This window comes from Candidatus Edwardsbacteria bacterium RifOxyA12_full_54_48 (genome assembly GCA_001777915.1).
Classification (GTDB): Bacteria; Edwardsbacteria; AC1; order AC1; family EtOH8; genus UBA2226.
Genome location: MFFN01000003.1, coordinates 132914 through 151439, shown reverse-complemented (window position 1 = coordinate 151439; position 18526 = coordinate 132914). Strand labels below are relative to the sequence as shown.

Sequence of the window (18526 nt, the reverse complement as noted above, 5' to 3'; positions counted from 1 at the left end):
CTGTCATTCCGCTAATAATTTATAGAATAAATCCAGATACTTCCGGGCCGATGCCTTCCAGGAATAATCGCAGGACATGGCGCTGCTCATCAGCTGCTGCCAGGACGGTTGATCCTCGAACAAGTTGAGGGCTCGGGAGATCGCCCCGGAAAAAGCCGTCGGGGAGTATTCATTGAAAGAGAATCCGTTGGCTTTTTGAAGTCCCTGGTTATAATCGACCACGGTATCGGCCAGCCCGCCGGTATTCCGGACTATGGGTATAGCGCCGTATCTTAACGCTATCAACTGCCCCAGCCCGCAGGGCTCATATCGGGAGGGCATCAGGAACATATCCGAGCCGGCATAGGTCAGATGGGCCATTTCATTGTCAAAGGCCAGCTTCAGCCCGAGTCGTTCCGGATGCTGCTGCTGCCGGCTGATCAGCAGTTCATGGTATCCGATATCTCCGGTACCCAGGATTGCGATATCCAGGTTGCTTTCGAATAATCGGGGCAGACATTCGACCAATATATCCAGGCCCTTTTGAGCGGACAGCCGTGAGACCATTCCCAGCAGGGGTTTTTCGGCCTGGTATTTTAGGCCGAATCTCCTGCAAAGAAGTCTTTTAGAGGTCTGTTTGCTGGTAAAGTCAGTTGCGTAATATCTGGCCGGCAGAAACCTGTCGGTCCCGGGGTCCCACTCGGAATAATCTATTCCGTTTATGATCCCGCTAAGTTTATGCTGCAGGATGTTCAACAGTCCGTGCAGACCGCAGCCGAACTCCGGGGTCAGTATCTCCCGGGCATAATTGGGGCTGACCGTGGTGATGTGGTCGGAAAAGGACAGACCGCCTTTTAAAAAATTCATCTTGCCGTAGAATTCCAGGCCGTCAATGTGAAAGAGGGACCAGGGCAGCCCGGCCGCCAGCATGGTTTCGGGCGGGAATAACCCCTGAAAGGCCAAATTATGGATGGTGAAGACCGTTTTGGTATCCTTGATAACGGGGTCATTGTAATATATGTTCTTCAGATACACCGGGATCAGTCCGCACTGCCAATCGTGGCAGTGGACTATATCGAAGTTCACCCCCAGCCGGATGATCAACTCCAGCGAGGCCCGGGCAAACAGGATGAACCTCTGGGCGTTGTCCTGGTAATCGCCCTGGGCGGTGCCGTACAGTCCGGCCCGGCTGTTGAAATAGGGATGATCGATGAGGTAGCTGGTGACCCCGGGAACGGCTCGGGATCTAAAAACTGTTATTTTCTCGGTGCCGTGGCCAATCGGGACCTCGAATTCGATGCCGGTCGATTCAGCTTGCAGAATATTTTTATCGCTAGCCTGATAATGCGGCACGATGGCTATGGACCGGTGCCCCGCTTGTTGGTACATCTGAGCCAGGGAGCCGGCGACATCCGCCAGCCCTCCGGTTTTGGCGAATGGGACCATCTCGGAAGCGATGGTTATTATGTTCAACGGCCGTTCGGTCAACTTATAGCGACCTCCCTTAAAAATGCAGCCGCCTCCTCCGGGGGGGTGGGATTAATATAAAATCCGGTGCCCCTTTCAAATCCAGCCACCCTGGTCAAGCGGGGCATGATCTCTATATGCCAGTGATAGTGGTCGATATTGGGCCGATCGCAAGGGGCGGTGTGGAGGACCAGATTATAGGGCGGGGTGTTGACCGAGCGATTCATGCGCAGCAGTGTCCCTTTTAGGATCTCGGCCAGCATCTTCAGATCAGGAACTGCGCTGTCCTCAAAGCTGGACAGATGCTTCTTTGGCAGAATCCAGGTCTCGAAAGGAAATCGGGCGGCATAGGGTACGATGCTGATGAATCTGTCATTCTCAATGACCAGCCGGCGGGCATCTTCGATCTCCTGCTTGATGATGTCGCAGAAAACGCAGCGTTCTTTGTATTTATAATATTCCAGTGAGCCTTCCAGTTCCTCCTTGATGGTCTTGGGGACTATGGGCGTGGCGATAAGCTGGGAATGGCTGTGCTCCATGGTGGCCCCGGCCCGGAACCCCTGGTTTTTGAAGATCATCAGGTATTTGAGTCGGATGTCGCGCTTCAAATCCTGCATTCTGGCCACAAAGGCCTGCAGCAGCTCCGCGATTTGGTCCGTCTTCATATCGGCCAGATGAAGATCGTGCACTGGATTTTCGATAAAAATCTCGTGGGCTCCAATGCCGGTCATTTTGTCGTAAAGTCCTTCGCCCGATTTATCCAACTGGCCTTCAACCCGGAGGGCCGGAAACTTGTTGGGCACTACCCGCAGTTCCCAACCCGGACCGTTGGCCGGGGAGCCCGGGGGACGTACGGCCATTATCTCCGGGGGGGTGAGTGCCTCGTTGCCGTAGCAAAAGGGGCACCCGCCTTTCTTGGCTGGCTCCGGCACCACTTCATAATCAACCGGCCGTTTGCCTCTTTCGGTGGAGATGATGACCCAGCGGCCGATGATAGGATCTTTTCTTAATTCAGGCATAATTATATTTTGATTGCTGAAATTATTATGTTTATTATAGCCTAATCCTTTTACCAAAGTCAATAAATAAGAGGCTGGATATACTCCCAGCCTCTTATTTATTGGAAAGTCTTTTGCTTACTTTCTGGGCTTGGCGTTCTTTTGGAGTTTTCCCTTGGGCTCCGGTTTTTCAACCGGTTTTTCTTCCATCTTGGCAGGCTCCGGAACTTCGATTAGATATTCTATCTTGGCCTCTTCCTTCAACCTCTTCAGCAGTCCGTCATAAAGGGCCTGCTGGCGCTCTTTCTGAAGCTGCCCGCTTATCTGGGCCTGGACCTGCTGAAAATCCCTGACCCCGGCCTTGATCTTGTCATCGATGCGATAAATGGCGTATTGGGCAAAATATTTGACCGGTTTGGTAGTGAATTTGCCGGCTTTCAGGCCGGAGGCAGCTTTGAAAACCTCGGGGGCCACTTGGTCCTTATTCACCAAGCCCAGATCCCCGCCCTGGTCCTTACTGGCATCCAGGGACCTCTTGGCGGCTATGGCCCCGAATGAGTCGGGCGTTGCCTTGAGCTCGGCAATCATCTTTTTGGCCTCATCCTCGGTCCCGGCGACGATCCAGTTAAGATGCAACTTCTTGCCTTCCTTATTCACCAACCTGACCACGGCAAAGCGGGGCTGGGCAGGTATCACCTTGGAATATTTGCCTTTGGCGGTTTTGAACAGAACCGGCTCCGGCGATGGCTTCTGATCCTTGTTGATCAATCCCAGGCTGCCGTTGCTCCGGGCATTGGGGGCGATGGAGTATTTGGCCACCAAAGTGTCAAAGGGCTGGCCTTTTTTTGATTTCAATTCCTGGTATATCTTCTGGGCCTGGGCATAGTTGTCAACCACGATCTGGCTGGCCCTTACCTGCTCCGGGGTCTGGTACTCCTTGATATTTTTTTTGTAGTAATCCCTTACTTCCTTCTCGGAGGGCTGGGCCTTTTGTATGACCTCCTGATCGTATAAACCTCTGATCAGCAGGTTCTGCTCGGTATCCTTGATGCGCTGAAAGATCTCCGGGTTGTTGATAATCCCCTGTTTCTGGGCCTCGGCGTAAAGCAGCTGGCGTTCGATGATCTGATCCAGAAACTTCTTCCGGCCGGCATCGCCTTCGAACTGGGTACGGTAGTGGGAGGGAACCTTCTCCAGCTCGGCATCCAGCTCCAGCTTGGTCATGGGCTGTCCGTTGATGATGGCGGCATATTCCTTAAAATTCTTGTTGAAACAACGGCCGACCCCTTCCAGGGATAGACTGTCTATGCCGGGTATGGCGGATTTGACATTTTTATAATCGGTGACCACCTTCTGGTAGTTCTCGGCGGAGGTCTGGAAATTGTTTGACCGCTCATAGGCCAGGGCCAGATAATAGGTATAATCCTTGGCCCTTGTCGACTGGGGGTAGCTCTCCAGAAGTTTATTATATGCGGAGACGGCCTGGGGATAGTCCTGGTATTTCAGGCTCAGCTGGGCCATCTGCGATAGTAACATCTCGGGGTCTTCTTTGGTGACTTTGTCCTTGGCGACCAGGGTGCCTGCGGCGCTCAAGGCCAGTACCAGAATAAGCGTAAAGGTTCTCTTAAAGGCCATAGTGGGCTCCTTCGTTAGGTTTAGATTTAATTGGTTAATTGGTAATAAAAAATATGTTTATTGGGAGAACAGCTGCATTACCGCCCCCGCGGCCAAAGGTATCCTTATATTGTCATCCAGCGGGATGGGCAGCATCTCAACGACGGCCGCGGTGGCCGCCCCGGCGGCCATTTCCCAGAAGCCAATATCGGTCCCGGGCAGGTGCATTATTATCAGTCCGATGGCCAGGCATCCCGCCAGGCCGGCCCCGGCCCCCTCGAACGATTTTTCAAAGAATTTGATCCGGCCTACGCTCCGACCCACCAAAGCCGCCAGCGAATCTCCGACTATCAGGTAGGAGATGGCCAGTATGGCGATGGAGTCTCTGAAAAGTGCGAAACAGGTCAGGGATGAAAGCATCAGGTAAGTGGCTCCGGTGAGGGCCGAGATCTCGTGCTTTCTTAACAGGGGGCCGAAGATATCCAGAAAAATTATTTTAATAAACAGGTGTTTCAGACGGATGATGTCCACCACCAGGATAGCCAGGGCGACGGCGGCGATTATCCATTTGGCCAGGGTGGTCTGGTGGATCAGCATGAAGACATAGTACAAAGCCGGAAGGGCCAAGCCGGCCATTATGTGGAACGCCTTGCGTCGTATTTCGCGTTGAATGATCATCAGGCGAACTCATATCCAAATTGTCAAAATGTGAATGCACCGGAGAGCCGGGTGGAGCTTTCCAGATATTTATGGGCCATATAGGCGTAATCGAAATTGAAGCGCCCCAGTTTAAGTCCGGCCCCGGCGGTAAACCGACCCTGATCTCCGCCCAATCTTAAAGCGATCCTTTTTTTCAGCCAGTATTCCAGGCCCCAATGAAGGTCCAGGCTCAGGCTGCCCAGGTGGTAATTGGCGGCGGATTGCCGCCCCTCGAATCTTAAATCGCCGCCCAGGGCCAGGGCCAGCGGCTTATCCCCGGCGATGGAGGGGTGGTAGGACGCCCCCAGCTTTACGGCGGGAGAGATCACTTCCCTGGTGCCGTTATCCCAAGCCAGATAAGTGGTGGTTATATCCTGCAGGTTTAGGCCCAGTTTTATCTTTTCTTTCCAGACGGTCATCAATCCGGCATCGAGACCCAATCCCCAGGCCGAACTGGGCCCCACTGATTTATTGACGAATTTCAGATTAAGGCCCCAGCGGGTCTCAGGATTACATTTACGGCTATAATTCAACAATAAGGCCGATTCTACCTCGCCATTATAAATGATCTGGGAGTAATCCAGCCTCTCTCCGGAATCCATTATGCCGTTGTTGTTCAGGTCGATCAGGGCCTGGTTGGTGTAGGGTATGTCCTTGACCGATAATCTGATATATACCAGCCCCAGGGCATATTGTCCCATGGGACGGGAGTATCCCAGAGCATCGTGGGCCACCAGCGAACCGAAATTATTGGAATGGGCGAAGATTATCTGATGGCTGGCCGATGAGGTTCCGGCCGGATTCCAGTAGCCGGCAAAAGCGTCATTGGCTATAGATACATAAGCTCCGCCCATACCCATGGCGGCCGATCCCAGCCCTACATTCAGAAATTCCCCGGCGTATTTTGAGGCCATAGCCGGGAAGGGCAGAGATAAGAAACAAAAAACCACCATTTTAATTGTTCTGCGTATCATCACTTTAGACAATTGACATATCATAAAAGTTTAACATATTTTAACATTTAATGATAATTCATAAAAGCTTATTTGTCAAGATATAACGATAATTTCACCCCACTGGAGCCGTTTCTTATGGGAGCCTGGGCGGGGCTATTGACAAAACTCAGATAGGCTGGATCGGCGATGATATCGCCTTTGAGCCGGATCATATTCGCCCCCGGCAGATTAGACAGACTGTCCCCTTGGCCCCAGGCGGCAACCGCCAATCCGGGGAACCGGGAGATGAGACAATCCAAAGCCGTTTTTTCCGATGGCGACAGGCTATCCCCGGCGATTATCAACAGTTTGGAGTATTTATACCCCAAGGACGGATAGAGACTGTCCACCATCGTTTTATTGACCACCAGGCCCTTCTCCCGGGCTAGCTTGGCGGCGGTGACAGATCTGGCCAGGTTTTTCCTGCCGGGCTGCAAAGCGACCAACAGATCGCCGCCGGCCCTGAACGACTGGAGCGGGCGGAAGGGTTTCTCAATATAAGGGTGGGGATAATAACTGAAGACCACCACCTGGTCCCGGTGGTCGTCGCTTCCCCAGGTCAGGCGGTAGGCCGCCAAACCGCTGGCCGGTGATTTTCCCAGGATAATGGTGGTGTCGGTCAGGCCATCGTCAAGCTGGATAGTGCTGATTTTGCCGGGTGAGGCATTGGTCAACGGCTCTATGCTAACCTTTTCCAAGGGCCGGTTGAGCTTTATATGAAGCCCGGTTTTCCCGGCTTGGGAGATCATCCTTGAATCCAGGGGCAATGTCCCCAGCTCCTGCCTGAGCTTCGAGAAGGCCGCGGCTCCCACGATCAGCCATTCCTGGCTGGTGTGCGGTCCCTTGCGGCCCCGGATGCCTCGGAACATATCGTGCCAGAACAACCCCTTGACCCGGCCGCCGTCGGAGGTGCCCTTGATGGCATCGGTCAAACGCCAGTAGAATTCCTCGGGAGCGGGAGGGACAGTGCTTTTCTGCAATAATATCCAATCTATCTGCTGGCCGGCCATCATCTGGACCTCATCGCCTTTGAGATATTTCGACCAGACGTTGGTCATCTCGAAACACTGCTGGGCGTTGGATTCATAGATCATCATGGCGTCCAGGTCCAGACCGGCATCGTTCATCATCGGCGGGTCCTGGCCGTGTTCGTGTCCTTTGTCCCAGCCCAGGGTGAAGCCCCATACCGGCTTGCTAACCCCGGCCTCGGCTATCAGCTTTTCCACCGCGCTGGCCGAACGGTGGGCCTGCCACCACTGCCAGCGGGCCCGGATGGGCTTGTCGGACATGGGTTTTACCTGCCGGGCCACCCACAGCATCCGGTCCTTTTTGCCCCACCTGTTCCAGCCGGCCGGTTTTTCGATGTTCATCTGCTCCACGAATTCGTCCACTGTTTCGTATCCGCCGGCGCCCGGCCGGATGTAATCCAGCCCGATGAAGTCCACATTGGGATCTTCCTGCAGCAGCTTCAATATCTTCACAATATCGGCCCGGCGCTTGGCATCGTCCAGGCTGACGTGGTGGTTGGGGAACACCCGTCCGTTTTTGGCTTCAAATGAATAATCGTATTTGAGTTTCCGCAGGGTGGGGCCCCATAACAGATAGCTGCCCACGTACCCGCCGAACTTGAGGCCCCGTTTGTGGCATTCCTCGGCCAGTTTGGGGAACACCTTGAAATTCTCCTTGACCCAGGGATTTTTGTCGTTGATCCCGGGATATCCCTCGATGGTCCAGCCCACCGAATACCAGACAGCATCGGCCCCCAGATATTTGGCCCAATCGGCAAAATTGGTCCAATGCTTCTGGGTTTTAACCGGAGAGGGAAGCTTGGCGTTGAGCATATTCCCGGCGCTCTCGATGGTCATGGCGCAGAAGCCGTCGGGGATGGAGCGGGGGGGGCGGGATCGGACAATAAAAGTAATGGAGTCGGAAAGTATTAAATTAGTAGAGTCCGTTATGATTTTGTCAGAATAAACATTTAAAACAGCCCGGTAAACGCCCAGCGGCGGGTTCCAGGGCATGGCCCAGGTGCCGCGCCAGTTGCTGTCTGTTTTGTCATATTTAAGGCTTATCCCCGAGCAATTGCCGACTCCGGATATCAGGCTGTCGCCGTGGCGGAAGGATATCTGCAAGGAGGCGGAATCGGGGTTTGCCTTAAACAGGGTATCCTGCTTCAGGCTCAGCTTGACGATCTGGTAGCGGTAGTATTCACCTTGGTCGGTTTCAAGATAAGATGCTTTAGGACCGGCGTTGTCAAGCCCCGCCGTCAGTATGGTGATGGCGGCCAGGCAGGAGAAAAGGGTGATCTTGTGCATGTTGTTCGGCTTGATGTCCTTATTTCTGTTTTTGATATTTGATCTTGAGCCCCAGCAGCATCAGGTTCAATGATATGGTGGCCAGATTGGCGATGATGATGGGCAGCTGTTTGATCATGAACCCGTAGACGGTCCACAGGGAGAGGCCGACGATCATCAATATCAAAAACCAGATGTTGAAATCGTCCATGTGCTTGGTCTTCAGGCTTTTTACCACCTGAGGCAGAAAGCTGAGGGTGGTCAGAAAGCCTGCCAGCAGTCCCAATTCTTTGATCACAGATGTTCTCCGGTTAAAGTTAGTGCCCTGATTGTCAGGATATAAGGGTACATATTGAATCGTAATATGCTGTCACCCATTCAAACTGGCGGGTGAAATGTCTTCTCAGGGTGACAGTCAACGGACCTATTTTGTATCCAGTATTATCGGCAGGCCGTCCTTGCCGGCGCCGATGACTATGACCTTGGCGTTGGGCGACTGAGCCAGCTTCTCGGTGGCCTCGATGCCTTTCCATCTTAACAGCGGCTCGCTGATGCCCTTGGCTACAATGTTCTGGAAATCGGAGATGCCCTGGGCCTCGATGCGTTTTCGTTCGGCCTCTTGCTTTTCCTTGGTCAGAATGAACTCCATCCGCTGGCTTTCCTGTTCGGCTTTGAGCTTCTCCTCGACGGCGTCGGTCACTTTGTTCGGGAGGGTTACCCGTCGCAGGGGAGTGGTCTCGATCACAATGCCTCGGGCGGCCACCATCTTTTCCAGGTCCACTTGAATCAGCCGGGCCAGTTCCTCTCGCTGGGAGGTATAAAGCGCCTTGGCCTCGTATAGGGCGGTAACCCCACGGCATACCGAGCGGAATTGCGGCACCAGGATGATATTGACGTAATCCGGGCCGACCGTTTTATAAACCTCGGCGGCCTTGTCGGGATCAAGGTGGAACAGCACGGTGGCATCCAGCTGAACGGTAAGTCCCTCTTTGGACGGCACGTGCATATCCTCGGACATTTCCTGTGTTTTGATGGAGAATTTAACGATCCGGGCCAGAGGGTTGCGCAAATTTATCCCCGATTTGAGGGTTTTAGCGGAGACGTTGCCGAAGAAGTCCACTATGCCGACGTACCCGGCCGGGATGACGGTCAGCATCTGGAAGACAGCTACTATCAAAAAGAATACGGCCACGATGCCGGAGACGGCCTTGTTCTTGGCAAAGGCTTCGTTGAACTGCTGGGTCTTTTTGCCGGCCGAGAACCACATGTATCCGGCTACGAAAGCGACGATCAGTGTGAATATGAAAAACATGGGGGACCTCCTTTAATATTTTGCTGATAGATGGGCTGATGCAGGTCTGCCCTTCATAGGTTTAAAGCTGCAAGTATAAAGTAAAACGAATAAAAACCTTTGTGCCTCTGTGGCAATATGAGTTTAAAGTAGAAAGTTCAAAGTTAAAAGAAAAAGAGACTCTGTGCTCTTTGCCCTTTGTGGTTCAATAGTACCTGGATTCCTGTCTGCACAGGAATGACACGGTAGATTGCTTCGCAAGTCAAACTACGATGTCATTCACGCAATGACGAAAAAGTCTCTGAGCCTTAGTGTCTTGGTGTCTTTGTGGTTCGGTTAACCCAGCTTCGCTCCGCAGTCGTTGCAGAACTTGCTGCCAGACGCCACCGGTTTGCCGCACTTGGGGCAGGGGGTGGTGGCCGGGGTCACCGCCATCGGGCCGCCGCAGTTGGAGCAGAACTTGGCGGTGGTCTGGTTCTGGGTGCCGCACTTGGGGCAGGCGGCCATCGGCCCGCTGGCCATGGCCTGCTGCAGCATGCCGGGCATCATCATGCCCATTCCTATCCCGGCACCCATGCCCACGCCGGCTCCGGCTGCGCCGCCTTCCTGTTTGGCGGCGTCTCCCATGGCGTTGGCCGCCTTGAACTTCATATACTGGTTCAGATCGCCCACCGCGGCCATCCCGGCCCGCTCGTCCATCCGGGCCTGAACCTCCGGCGGGGGGGTGATGGCGCTGATGTACAGGTCCACCATCTCCAGGCCGTACTTGCCGAAATCCTCCTGCAGTCTGGCTTTCAGGCCGGTGCCCAACTCATCGTAATGCTGGGCCACATCCAGGATGGTCTGGTAGTTCTCGCCCAAGTAATCGGCCAGCCGGGACACGATTACGTTCTTCAAGAACCCGTCGATCTGCTCGGTGGTATACAACCCCTGGGTGCCCACCATCTTGTTGACGAACAGCTGGGGATCCTTGACCCTGGTGGAGTAGATGCCGAAGGATCGCAGGCGGATCATCTGCAGTTCGGAGTCGCGAAAGGGGATGGGCTCCGAGGTGCCCCATTTCAGGTCGGTGAATACCTTGGAGTTGACGAAATAGACCTCCACCCGGAAGGGGCTCTTGCCGTCGAATACCCCCTTGAGCATCCCGGTCAGGATCGGCAGGTTCATGGTGGTCAATGTATGGCGGCCGGCCCCGAAGACATCCATGGCCTTGCCGTCCCGGAAGAACACGGCCTGTTGGCTTTCCCGGACCACCAGCTGGGAGCCGATCTTGGTCTCGCCCGAGCCGTCCTCGGGAACCCGGTGCACCAGCTGATTGCCGGTATTGTCAAAATATTCTATGACTTCCATTATCTTGGCCATCTTTGTCTCCTTGTTACGATTGTTATACGGTTGTCATACAATAGAATGTCCATGGCATGTCTATTGTATCTCGATTGCTACGCTGTTATTTCTGGCTTTCAGTTATCGCTTCATGCCTGGCATTCAGCCTGTCGTCGAATCTCCGCAGGTCCTCCAACAGCGCCTTCAGGATTGAGGAGTCCGGCTTGATCTGGGCCACCTTGTTCTTAAGGTCCATGATGCTCTGCGAAAGATCGATGTCGAACTGGTAGAGGGCGTCCAACTGCGGCTCCAGCACCTTAGGGCTGTCGAAGAAACCGGAATAGCCGTATTCGGCGTATTTAAGCCGGTCGATCACCTTCTCCAGCAGTTTGGTGACGGATGAGGCGTCCGACATCAGCTCCAGATGCCCCTTTTGCTTGGTCATGTCAGATATAAAGCGGTCGAAGGCCGACTTGACCCCGTCCAGCTGCCCGGCCAGGTGCAGGCGCAATAGTTTGTCGGTATTGCGGCGCGATTCCTTCTCGGCGTAGCCGCCGTATCCCGGAACTATCCGGAACATCTTTTCCATGAAATTCCTTACTTTATCGCTGGCATCCGGCATGGCGGGCCTCCTTATCTTGGGGTTAGAATTGATTGCAGTTTTTCAACAGGACACGGATTCACACGGCTTTTTATCAATACCTTTTATGTAAAAGTAATAAAGGATATAAAACCCTTGGTGCCTTGGTGTCACTTCGATAAACTCAGTGCATAGCTTTGTGGTGAAAGGAATGAGCAAGCACTAACCATAAAAATTATCATATTTGATAGGGCAAGTCAACCAAAATCGGAAAAAATCGGACAAGGGGAATGGAACACGGATTGAACGGATCTTTACGGATTCAAACGGATAGGTTTTGAAATGGATAAAGGGGATGGGGCTGATTTTGAGATAAGAACTGATTCAGGGAATTGATTTGGGAAAGCATTGGTGTCCCGAATCCGAGGTATCAGTCAAAATCTGTTTAAATCCGCGTTCAATTATCTATCTTTATGGTTGACAAAGGGCAAGGCTTGAAACTATAATTATCCCAATCAAGGAGGAATTGATGACCATAAAACTTTACAACACATTGAGCCGCGCCAAGGAGGAGTTCGTTCCCTTAAAGCCCGGCCAGGCGGGCATGTACACCTGCGGTCCGACGGTCTACGATCACGCCCATATCGGCAACCTGCGCACCTACGTCTTCGAGGACGTTCTGCGACGGGTGCTGGAGTACAACGGATTGCAGGTCAATCATGTCATGAACATCACCGACGTGGGGCATCTGGAATCCGACGCCGATTCCGGCGAGGACAAGATGGAGAAGGGCTCCCGCCGCACCGGCAAGACCGCCTGGGAGATCGCCGGGGAATATACCGAAGCCTTTAAGAGCGACCTCGGGAACCTGAACATCCAGGAGCCGCATATCTGGTGCAAGGCCACCGATCATATAAAGGAGCAGATCGAGACCATCCGGTGCATAGAGCAGAAGGGCTACACCTACCGGACGTCTGACGGGATATATTTTGACACCGCCAAGCTTAAGAAATACGGGGTCCTCACCAATATAGTGGTGCAGGACCTGTTGGCCGGCGCCCGGATAGATATGGGCGAGAAGAAGCATCCCACCGACTTTGCCCTGTGGAAGTTCAGTCCCGAAGGGGTCAAGAGGCAGATGGAGTGGGAAAGCCCATGGGGCCAGGGTTTTCCCGGCTGGCATATAGAGTGCTCGGCCATGGCCGCCAAATACCTGGGGCCGCTGTTCGACATCCACTGCGGCGGGGAGGACGCCATTGCGGTGCATCACACCAACGAGATCGCCCAGACCCAGGCCTGCCACGGCACCAACCTGGCCAATTACTGGCTGCACGGGTATTTTCTGCAACTGGGGCAGGAGAAGATGGCCAAGTCCTCCGGGGAATTCCTTACCCTGCAGACCCTGATGGACAAGGGATACGATCCTTTGGCCTACCGTTATTTCTGCTTTACCGGGCACTACCGTTCGCAGTTGAGCTTTACCTACGAATCTTTGACCGCGGCCCAGCGGGCGTTGGAGAATCTGAGATCGGAGGTCAAGAGGCTTGACCCCACCCCCGGCCCCTCCCCCGAGGGGAGAGGGGAGACTGTGGAAAAAAGAAAAAAGAAATTCTTAGAAGCAATCAATGACGACCTGAATATGCCGCAGGTGCTGGCCATCCTTTGGGACCTTCTGAAAGATAACAGCCTGGATGCAGCCCAGAAATTGGGCCTAATAAAAGATTTCGACCGGGTTTTGGGGCTGAAATTGACAGAAACCACCGAAGGATCGGCCATCCCCGCCGAAATAGAGGATCTGATCCTGAGGCGCCAGGAGGCCCGGGCGGCCAAGAACTGGGCCGAATCCGACCGGTTGAGAAATAAGATATCGAATCTGGGCTTTGTAGTGGAGGATGGGCCCAAGGGACAGACGGTTCGGCCCAAAAAGTTCGGGGAATAATTTGATGACCCAGGCGAGAGCCTGGGTCGTTTGTTAAAATTTATAGGAGTAAAATGGCAGACAACAAATTGCAACAGCAGATAGAATTCATAATAGAGATCGACAAGCTCAAATCCATATTTCGGCGGACGAAAATACTGGACAACTCCCGTTATGAAAATGACGCCGAGCATTCCTGGCACTTCGCCATGATGGCCTTGATCCTAAAGGAACATGCCAATGATCCGGATATAGATATCCTAAAGGTCATGAAAATTGGTTTGATACACGATATCGTCGAGATAGACGCCGGGGATACCTTCATATATGATGACAGTTTGAAGGAAGCCAAATGCAAAAACGAAAAAGCAGCTGCCGAAAGGATATTCGGCCTGCTGCCGCCTGAGCAACGGGATGAAATGATCTCCTTATGGGAAGAGTACGAAAACCAGGGTACATCGGAAGCGAAGTTCGCGATGGCGTTGGATCGTCTGGGCCCGGTGGTCCAAAATTGTCGTTCTCGGGGTCATTCCTGGAAGGAACATAATGTGCCGGCGGGTAAAGTGATGGAAATAAACAGCCGGATCGGTGAAGGCTCAAAAACACTGTGGGATTATGCCAAAGGGCTGATCGAGGATACGATAGTCAAGGGTTACATCAAATAAAAATGAAAATATTTATCATTGGCCCGGGCGGCGTGGGTAAAACTACCTGCGGCAGGTTATTGGCTAATAGGCTGGGATGCGAATCCATCGATCTGGATGAGGAGTACATCAATAAACTCGGCAATATCGATGATTATATAAATGAACAGGGCTACGAAAGATATTGTCAGGAAAATTCCCGGTTATTTTATGAAATTTTAGAAAAGATCCCCCCGGATTGCGTATTCGCCTTGTCTTCGGGATTTTTTACATACGATAGCGGAGAAGGCCTGGCGGAAGGACATATTAAAACCGGGAGAGAGCAGGGGGTGTCAATTTTACTGCTTCCTTCGGAATCATTGGAGAAAAGCGCCGATATCGTCGTTAAACGTCAGCTTGAACGGGGGCTGGGATATACGGAGGAAACGGAAAGAAATAAATTCAATCGTAGGTATCCTAAATACAAAGAACTGGGCGACATAAAGATATTCTCTGCGGACTCGCCGGCAGAAATCGCCCAAAAAATGATGAGTGAAATCGAAAAATATGGTTCAAAAAGCACCGTAATGAAACAAAAAACCGATAGCAAATTTTTGAGAATAATCTTGGTGATTGCAGGCACCGTCTCTGTCGGGCTGGGCGTTATTGGAATATTCCTGCCGCTGCTGCCCACCACGCCGTTCCTTTTATTGGCGGCGGTATGTTACGCCAGAAGCTCACAGAGATTCCATGACTGGCTGATGTCCAACCGGTGGTTTGGGAGCTATATAAAAAACTACCGGGACCGCCGGGGCATCCCGCTCAAACTAAAAATACTGTCGGTCTCGGCCTTGTGGATCACCATAGCATTTTCGGCCTGGTTTGTTATCAAGCTGATGGCAGTGAGAGCCATCCTGTTTCTGATAGCAGCCGGGGTAACCTGGCACATACTCTCATTCAAGACGCTGAAGCATAAGGGGAACGAACTCGCCGAATAAACCCTATTATGATTTCGATCAACAAAACCAATCAGGGGTATATCCATGAACCTCGAAAAACCCTTATCATACGAAAACATCGATCCGGCCGGGATCGGACAACTGGGACGGAAATTAAAATCTTTGGGATTGGCCGCCGGGAAGGTCCAGGAAATCCTGGGCTTGGAAGGTCTGCCTGACCTCTACCCCTTGGAATACCGCCTTCTTCCGCTGTTGGTGGAGAGACTTGCCGAGAAGGGTGCTCCTTTGAATCATCTTGCCAGCCTGTTCGTCTTGGGATTGCCGGGTAAAAAGGATATTATCGAACAGACTTTGGGAACCGCCGATCTGGAATTGCTGTGCAGCCTCGGAATCTGCACAACGGATCAGGAGGATATCCACGCCAATTTCACCCTGCTGCCGTTCGAGGATCTATTGATAGCCACCGACAAGGTTTTCTTGAACGTCGATGATTACGCCAAGAATGAATACCTTTCATCCGACAATCTGGTGTGGCGGCTGGACAAGACCTCCAACATCATGTCGCGGTGGCTGATCAGAACTCCGTGCAAGGCTGCGCTGGACCTGGGATGCGGTTCCGGCCTGCAGTCGCTGATATTGTCAAAATCAGCCGAAAAAGTGACCGGGGTGGATATCAACCCCCGGGCTATAGATCTGGCGAAATTCAATGCCCTGCTTAACGGCATCGGAAACGTGGAGTTCGTTTGCGGTGACCTGTACCAATCGACGGGCAAGGATAAATTCGACCGGATAGTCTCCAATCCTCCTTCAGCACCGGGGCTGGTCAAGGCCTGGAACCGGGAGGGCGGGATCAGCGGGCGGGAGTTGGTCGAAGATATTCTGGCCGGAGCCAAGGAGCACCTGGAATACGGCGGGATCTGCCAGACCACTTTGCACCTGGGCTGCAACGAGGATAAGGACATCCTGTTATGGCTGGGAAAATATCTGCCGGAAAAGGATTTCCGGAATCTCATCCTCAGGCACAGCGATGAGAAGGAAGCGGCGGAATATGCCCTGCAGGAGGCCTATCAGAAATCCGGCCCCCGGGATTATGGGACCTTTCAGCGGACCTATCAGATCTACCGGGCGGGGCTGAAAGCGGCCGGGATCGAAAGGATCTCCTTCGGCCTGCTGGCGGCCAAATTCAAGGAGGGGGGGCAGCCGCCGGCAATAAGAACCGCCGACCTTTTAAGCGAACCGATATCCGGTTTGATGGAAGATCACTGGTCATAGGCCTAAGATTTCTTAGTCCTTGACAAGCCCGGGCCTTTTACGGTAAAATCATATATATTAAGGTTTTAACTGATAATCTTTCAACCCAAATATACGCCATGTTTCAATAGGACATGGCCGTTTGCCAAGGAGGTTCAGCATGTCAGGTCATTCAAAATGGGCCACCATTAAAAGGAAAAAGGCTGGCATAGACGCCGCCAGGGGCCGGGTCTTCACCCGGGTGATAAAGGAGATCTCCATCGCCGCCAGACAGGGCGGAGGCGACCCCGACGGCAACCCCCGTCTTCGCACGGCCATTGCCATCGCCAAGGCCAGCAATATGCCGGCCGACAACATCGAGCGGGCCATCAAAAAGGGCACCGGCGAGCTGGAGGGCGTGACCTACGAGGAGATCACCTACGAAGGCTACGGACCGGGCGGGGTGGCCCTGCTGATAGACTGCGTGACCGACAACAAGAACCGCACCGCCTCCGAACTGCGGCACCTGTTCTCCAAATACGGCGGAAACATGGGGGCCCAGGGCTGCGTGGCCTGGATGTTCGAGGCCAAGGGGGTCATCACCATAGACTCATCCAAGACCGACGAGGATACCCTGATGGACGTGGCGCTGGAGGCCGGGGCCGATGACGTCAAGGCCGAGGAGGGCGTCTTCGAGGTTTACACCGCGCCCTCCAATCTGGAAGCGGTGAGGTCGGCCGTCGAGGCCAAGGGCATCCCGGTAACTTCGGCCGAGATGAACAAGATCCCGCAGAACACCGTCCAGCTGGACGAGCGGACCGCCGAGAGCATGCTGAAGCTGATGGACATGCTGGAGGACTTCGACGACACCCAGAAGGTCTATGCCAACTTCGACATCGCCCCGGAGATCCTGGCCAAACTGGATAAATAACTGAACCACAAAGGCACTAAGGCACAGGGCAAAAGGCTGCATTGAAAATTTCAAAATGCAAAAATCAAATTATTAACTTGGTGTCTTGGTGGTTAAAGAGATGATCATTTTAGGAATTGATCCCGGAAGCCAGACCACCGGATACGGAGTATTGGAAAGCGACGGCCGAAATCGCAAAGTGGTAGCCCTCGGATGCCTCAAGGCACGGCCGGGGGTTTCTCTTTCCGTCAGGCTGGGGGTGATCTACGCCGGGCTTCAGGGGGTCCTGGAGCAGTATCAGCCCGACGAGGTGGCGGTGGAGGCCACCTTCTACGGCAAGAACGTCCACAGCGCGCTGGTGATGGGCCACGCCCGGGGGGTCTGCCTTTTGGCGGTGCAGCAGGCCGGGTGCCAGCTGTTCGAGTACTCGCCGCTGGAGGTGAAGAAGTCCGTGGTGGGCCAGGGACGGGCCGGCAAGGGACAGGTGGGCTTCATGATCCGGGCCATGCTGGGACTGCGGGCCACTCCGTCGGAGGATGCGGCCGACGCTTTGGCGGTGGCGGTATGCCATCTGCAGAGAAGGACACTGATGCAATTGGTTAAAAAGGCTGACCTAACCCCTGCCCCTTCCCGAAGCGGGAAGGGGAGACTGTCACCCTGAGAAATCAAGCCTGTCGGACAAGTTGAACGGGTGACGGTTTGACATCATCCCCGGCCCGCTTCGAAAGCATAATGATCCGCCTCCCACAGTGCAGTCTCTCCAAATAAATTTGGAGAGGGATATTGTAGGGGCGATCCATAAATCGCCCGGACCTAACCCCCAACCCACTTCGGGGGGCATATAACAGCTTCCTCAGTGCAGGCTCTTCCCCGATGCGGAGAGGGAAATTTGTCACCCTGAGAATCCAAGCGTGCAAAGCAGGTTGAATGGGTGACAATTGGACCTCACCCCCGGCCCACTTCGTATGGCAAAATAAAATTCTTCTCAGTGCAGGCTCTCTCCAAATAAATTTGGAGAGGGAAAATGAGAAAATAATTTTTAAAAGATATGTATCATCACATCAAGGGGACATTGATCCATAAAACTCCGGCCGAGGCGGTGATCGAGGCCGGGGGGGTGGGGTATCAGATAAGCATCTCGCTCAACACCTTCGAGAAACTGCCCGAGGCCGGCAACCAGGCCAAGCTGCTGACCTACCTGCACGTCAAGGAGGACATCATGCAGCTGTTCGGCTTCACCAGCGAGAAGGAGCGGAAGGTCTTCAAGATACTGATCGGGATCTCCGGCATCGGACCCAAGCTGGCGCTGACGGTGCTGTCGCACATGGCTCCGGAGGACCTGGAGCAAGCGGTGGCCAACCAGGACATGACCATGCTGACAGCCATCTCCGGGGTGGGCAAGAAGACCGCCGAGAGACTGCTGGTGGAGTTGAAAGGCAAGATCGCCGAGGCGGTGGTGGAGGGCCTGCCGACCATCAGGGGACAGGGAGCGGCGGTCAGCGACCCGGCCATAGAGGCCATGATGTCGCTGGGATTGAATTACGCCGAGGCCAAAAGTGCGGTGGAGAAGGCCAAGGGCAAATTGGGAGAGAAGGCTCCGGTGGAGCAGTTGATAAGGGAAGCGCTGAAGGGAAAATAAATTTTAT

At 53.5% G+C, this 18526-nt stretch carries 17 protein-coding genes; 7 read left to right on the top strand and 10 right to left on the bottom strand.

Translation table 11 applies throughout. The annotated features are described in order from the left end of the window. Nucleotides 1–3: 3 nt before the first annotated feature. The 10 genes from A2273_08060 to A2273_08015 all read right to left on the bottom strand — a co-directional run bounded on the left by A2273_08060 (nt 4) and on the right by A2273_08015 (nt 11282). A complete protein-coding gene (locus A2273_08060; protein OGF08373.1) occupies nt 4–1452 on the bottom strand; it encodes a starch synthase in 1449 nt (482 codons plus the stop codon). 11 nt (nt 1453–1463) lie between these two features. Then, entirely contained in the window at nt 1464–2465 is a 1002-nt protein-coding gene (locus A2273_08055; GenBank protein OGF08372.1) for a galactose-1-phosphate uridylyltransferase, read from the bottom strand. A 117-nt stretch (nt 2466–2582) separates the two neighbouring features. Further along, on the bottom strand, nt 2583–4079 hold the full coding sequence (locus A2273_08050) for a hypothetical protein (protein ID OGF08289.1): 1497 nt from the start codon (nt 4077–4079) through the stop codon (nt 2583–2585). Between the two features lie 57 nt (nt 4080–4136). Further along, the gene (locus A2273_08045; GenBank protein ID OGF08288.1) at nt 4137–4694 is read right to left on the bottom strand and encodes a hypothetical protein; all 558 of its coding nucleotides are present in this window, start codon (nt 4692–4694) and stop codon (nt 4137–4139) included. A 65-nt stretch (nt 4695–4759) separates the two neighbouring features. Further along, nucleotides 4760–5671: a hypothetical protein gene (locus A2273_08040; protein ID OGF08287.1), complete on the bottom strand. Its 912-nt coding sequence runs from the start codon at nt 5669–5671 to the stop codon at nt 4760–4762. Nucleotides 5672–5799: 128 nt separating this feature from the next. Next, nucleotides 5800–8067 carry a hypothetical protein gene (locus tag A2273_08035; protein OGF08286.1) on the bottom strand — a complete coding sequence of 756 codons (2268 nt, stop codon included), beginning with the start codon at nt 8065–8067 and terminating at the stop codon, nt 5800–5802. A 19-nt stretch (nt 8068–8086) separates the two neighbouring features. Further along, nucleotides 8087–8344, bottom strand: a complete 258-nt coding sequence (locus A2273_08030) for a hypothetical protein (GenBank protein OGF08285.1) — start codon at nt 8342–8344, stop codon at nt 8087–8089. A 126-nt stretch (nt 8345–8470) separates the two neighbouring features. Continuing rightward, on the bottom strand, nt 8471–9358 hold the full coding sequence (locus A2273_08025) for a membrane protease subunit, stomatin/prohibitin (protein OGF08284.1): 888 nt from the start codon (nt 9356–9358) through the stop codon (nt 8471–8473). A 315-nt stretch (nt 9359–9673) separates the two neighbouring features. Next, nucleotides 9674–10699, bottom strand: coding sequence for a virion core protein (lumpy skin disease virus) (locus tag A2273_08020; protein OGF08283.1), 1026 nt, complete (start codon nt 10697–10699; stop codon nt 9674–9676). A gap of 85 nt (nt 10700–10784) precedes the next feature. Further along, the gene (locus A2273_08015; GenBank protein ID OGF08282.1) at nt 10785–11282 is read right to left on the bottom strand and encodes a hypothetical protein; all 498 of its coding nucleotides are present in this window, start codon (nt 11280–11282) and stop codon (nt 10785–10787) included. Between the two features lie 487 nt (nt 11283–11769). Between A2273_08015 and A2273_08010 the strand changes: the two genes are divergently transcribed. The 7 genes from A2273_08010 (at nt 11770) to A2273_07980 (ending at nt 18519) form a co-directional block, all read left to right on the top strand. Next, nucleotides 11770–13179, top strand: a complete 1410-nt coding sequence (locus A2273_08010; GenBank protein ID OGF08281.1) for a cysteine--tRNA ligase — start codon at nt 11770–11772, stop codon at nt 13177–13179. A gap of 53 nt (nt 13180–13232) precedes the next feature. After that, nucleotides 13233–13823: a phosphohydrolase gene (locus tag A2273_08005; GenBank protein ID OGF08280.1), complete on the top strand. Its 591-nt coding sequence runs from the start codon at nt 13233–13235 to the stop codon at nt 13821–13823. A gap of 572 nt (nt 13824–14395) precedes the next feature. Then, nucleotides 14396–14779: a hypothetical protein gene (locus tag A2273_08000; GenBank protein OGF08371.1), complete on the top strand. Its 384-nt coding sequence runs from the start codon at nt 14396–14398 to the stop codon at nt 14777–14779. Between the two features lie 45 nt (nt 14780–14824). Next, nucleotides 14825–16012, top strand: coding sequence for a hypothetical protein (locus A2273_07995; GenBank protein ID OGF08279.1), 1188 nt, complete (start codon nt 14825–14827; stop codon nt 16010–16012). A gap of 139 nt (nt 16013–16151) precedes the next feature. Next, nucleotides 16152–16901, top strand: coding sequence for a transcriptional regulator (locus A2273_07990; protein ID OGF08278.1), 750 nt, complete (start codon nt 16152–16154; stop codon nt 16899–16901). Nucleotides 16902–17001: 100 nt separating this feature from the next. Beyond that, nucleotides 17002–17541 carry a crossover junction endodeoxyribonuclease RuvC gene (locus A2273_07985; protein OGF08277.1) on the top strand — a complete coding sequence of 180 codons (540 nt, stop codon included), beginning with the start codon at nt 17002–17004 and terminating at the stop codon, nt 17539–17541. 387 nt (nt 17542–17928) lie between these two features. Then, nucleotides 17929–18519: a Holliday junction DNA helicase RuvA gene (locus A2273_07980; GenBank protein ID OGF08276.1), complete on the top strand. Its 591-nt coding sequence runs from the start codon at nt 17929–17931 to the stop codon at nt 18517–18519. Nucleotides 18520–18526 lie beyond the last annotated feature (7 nt).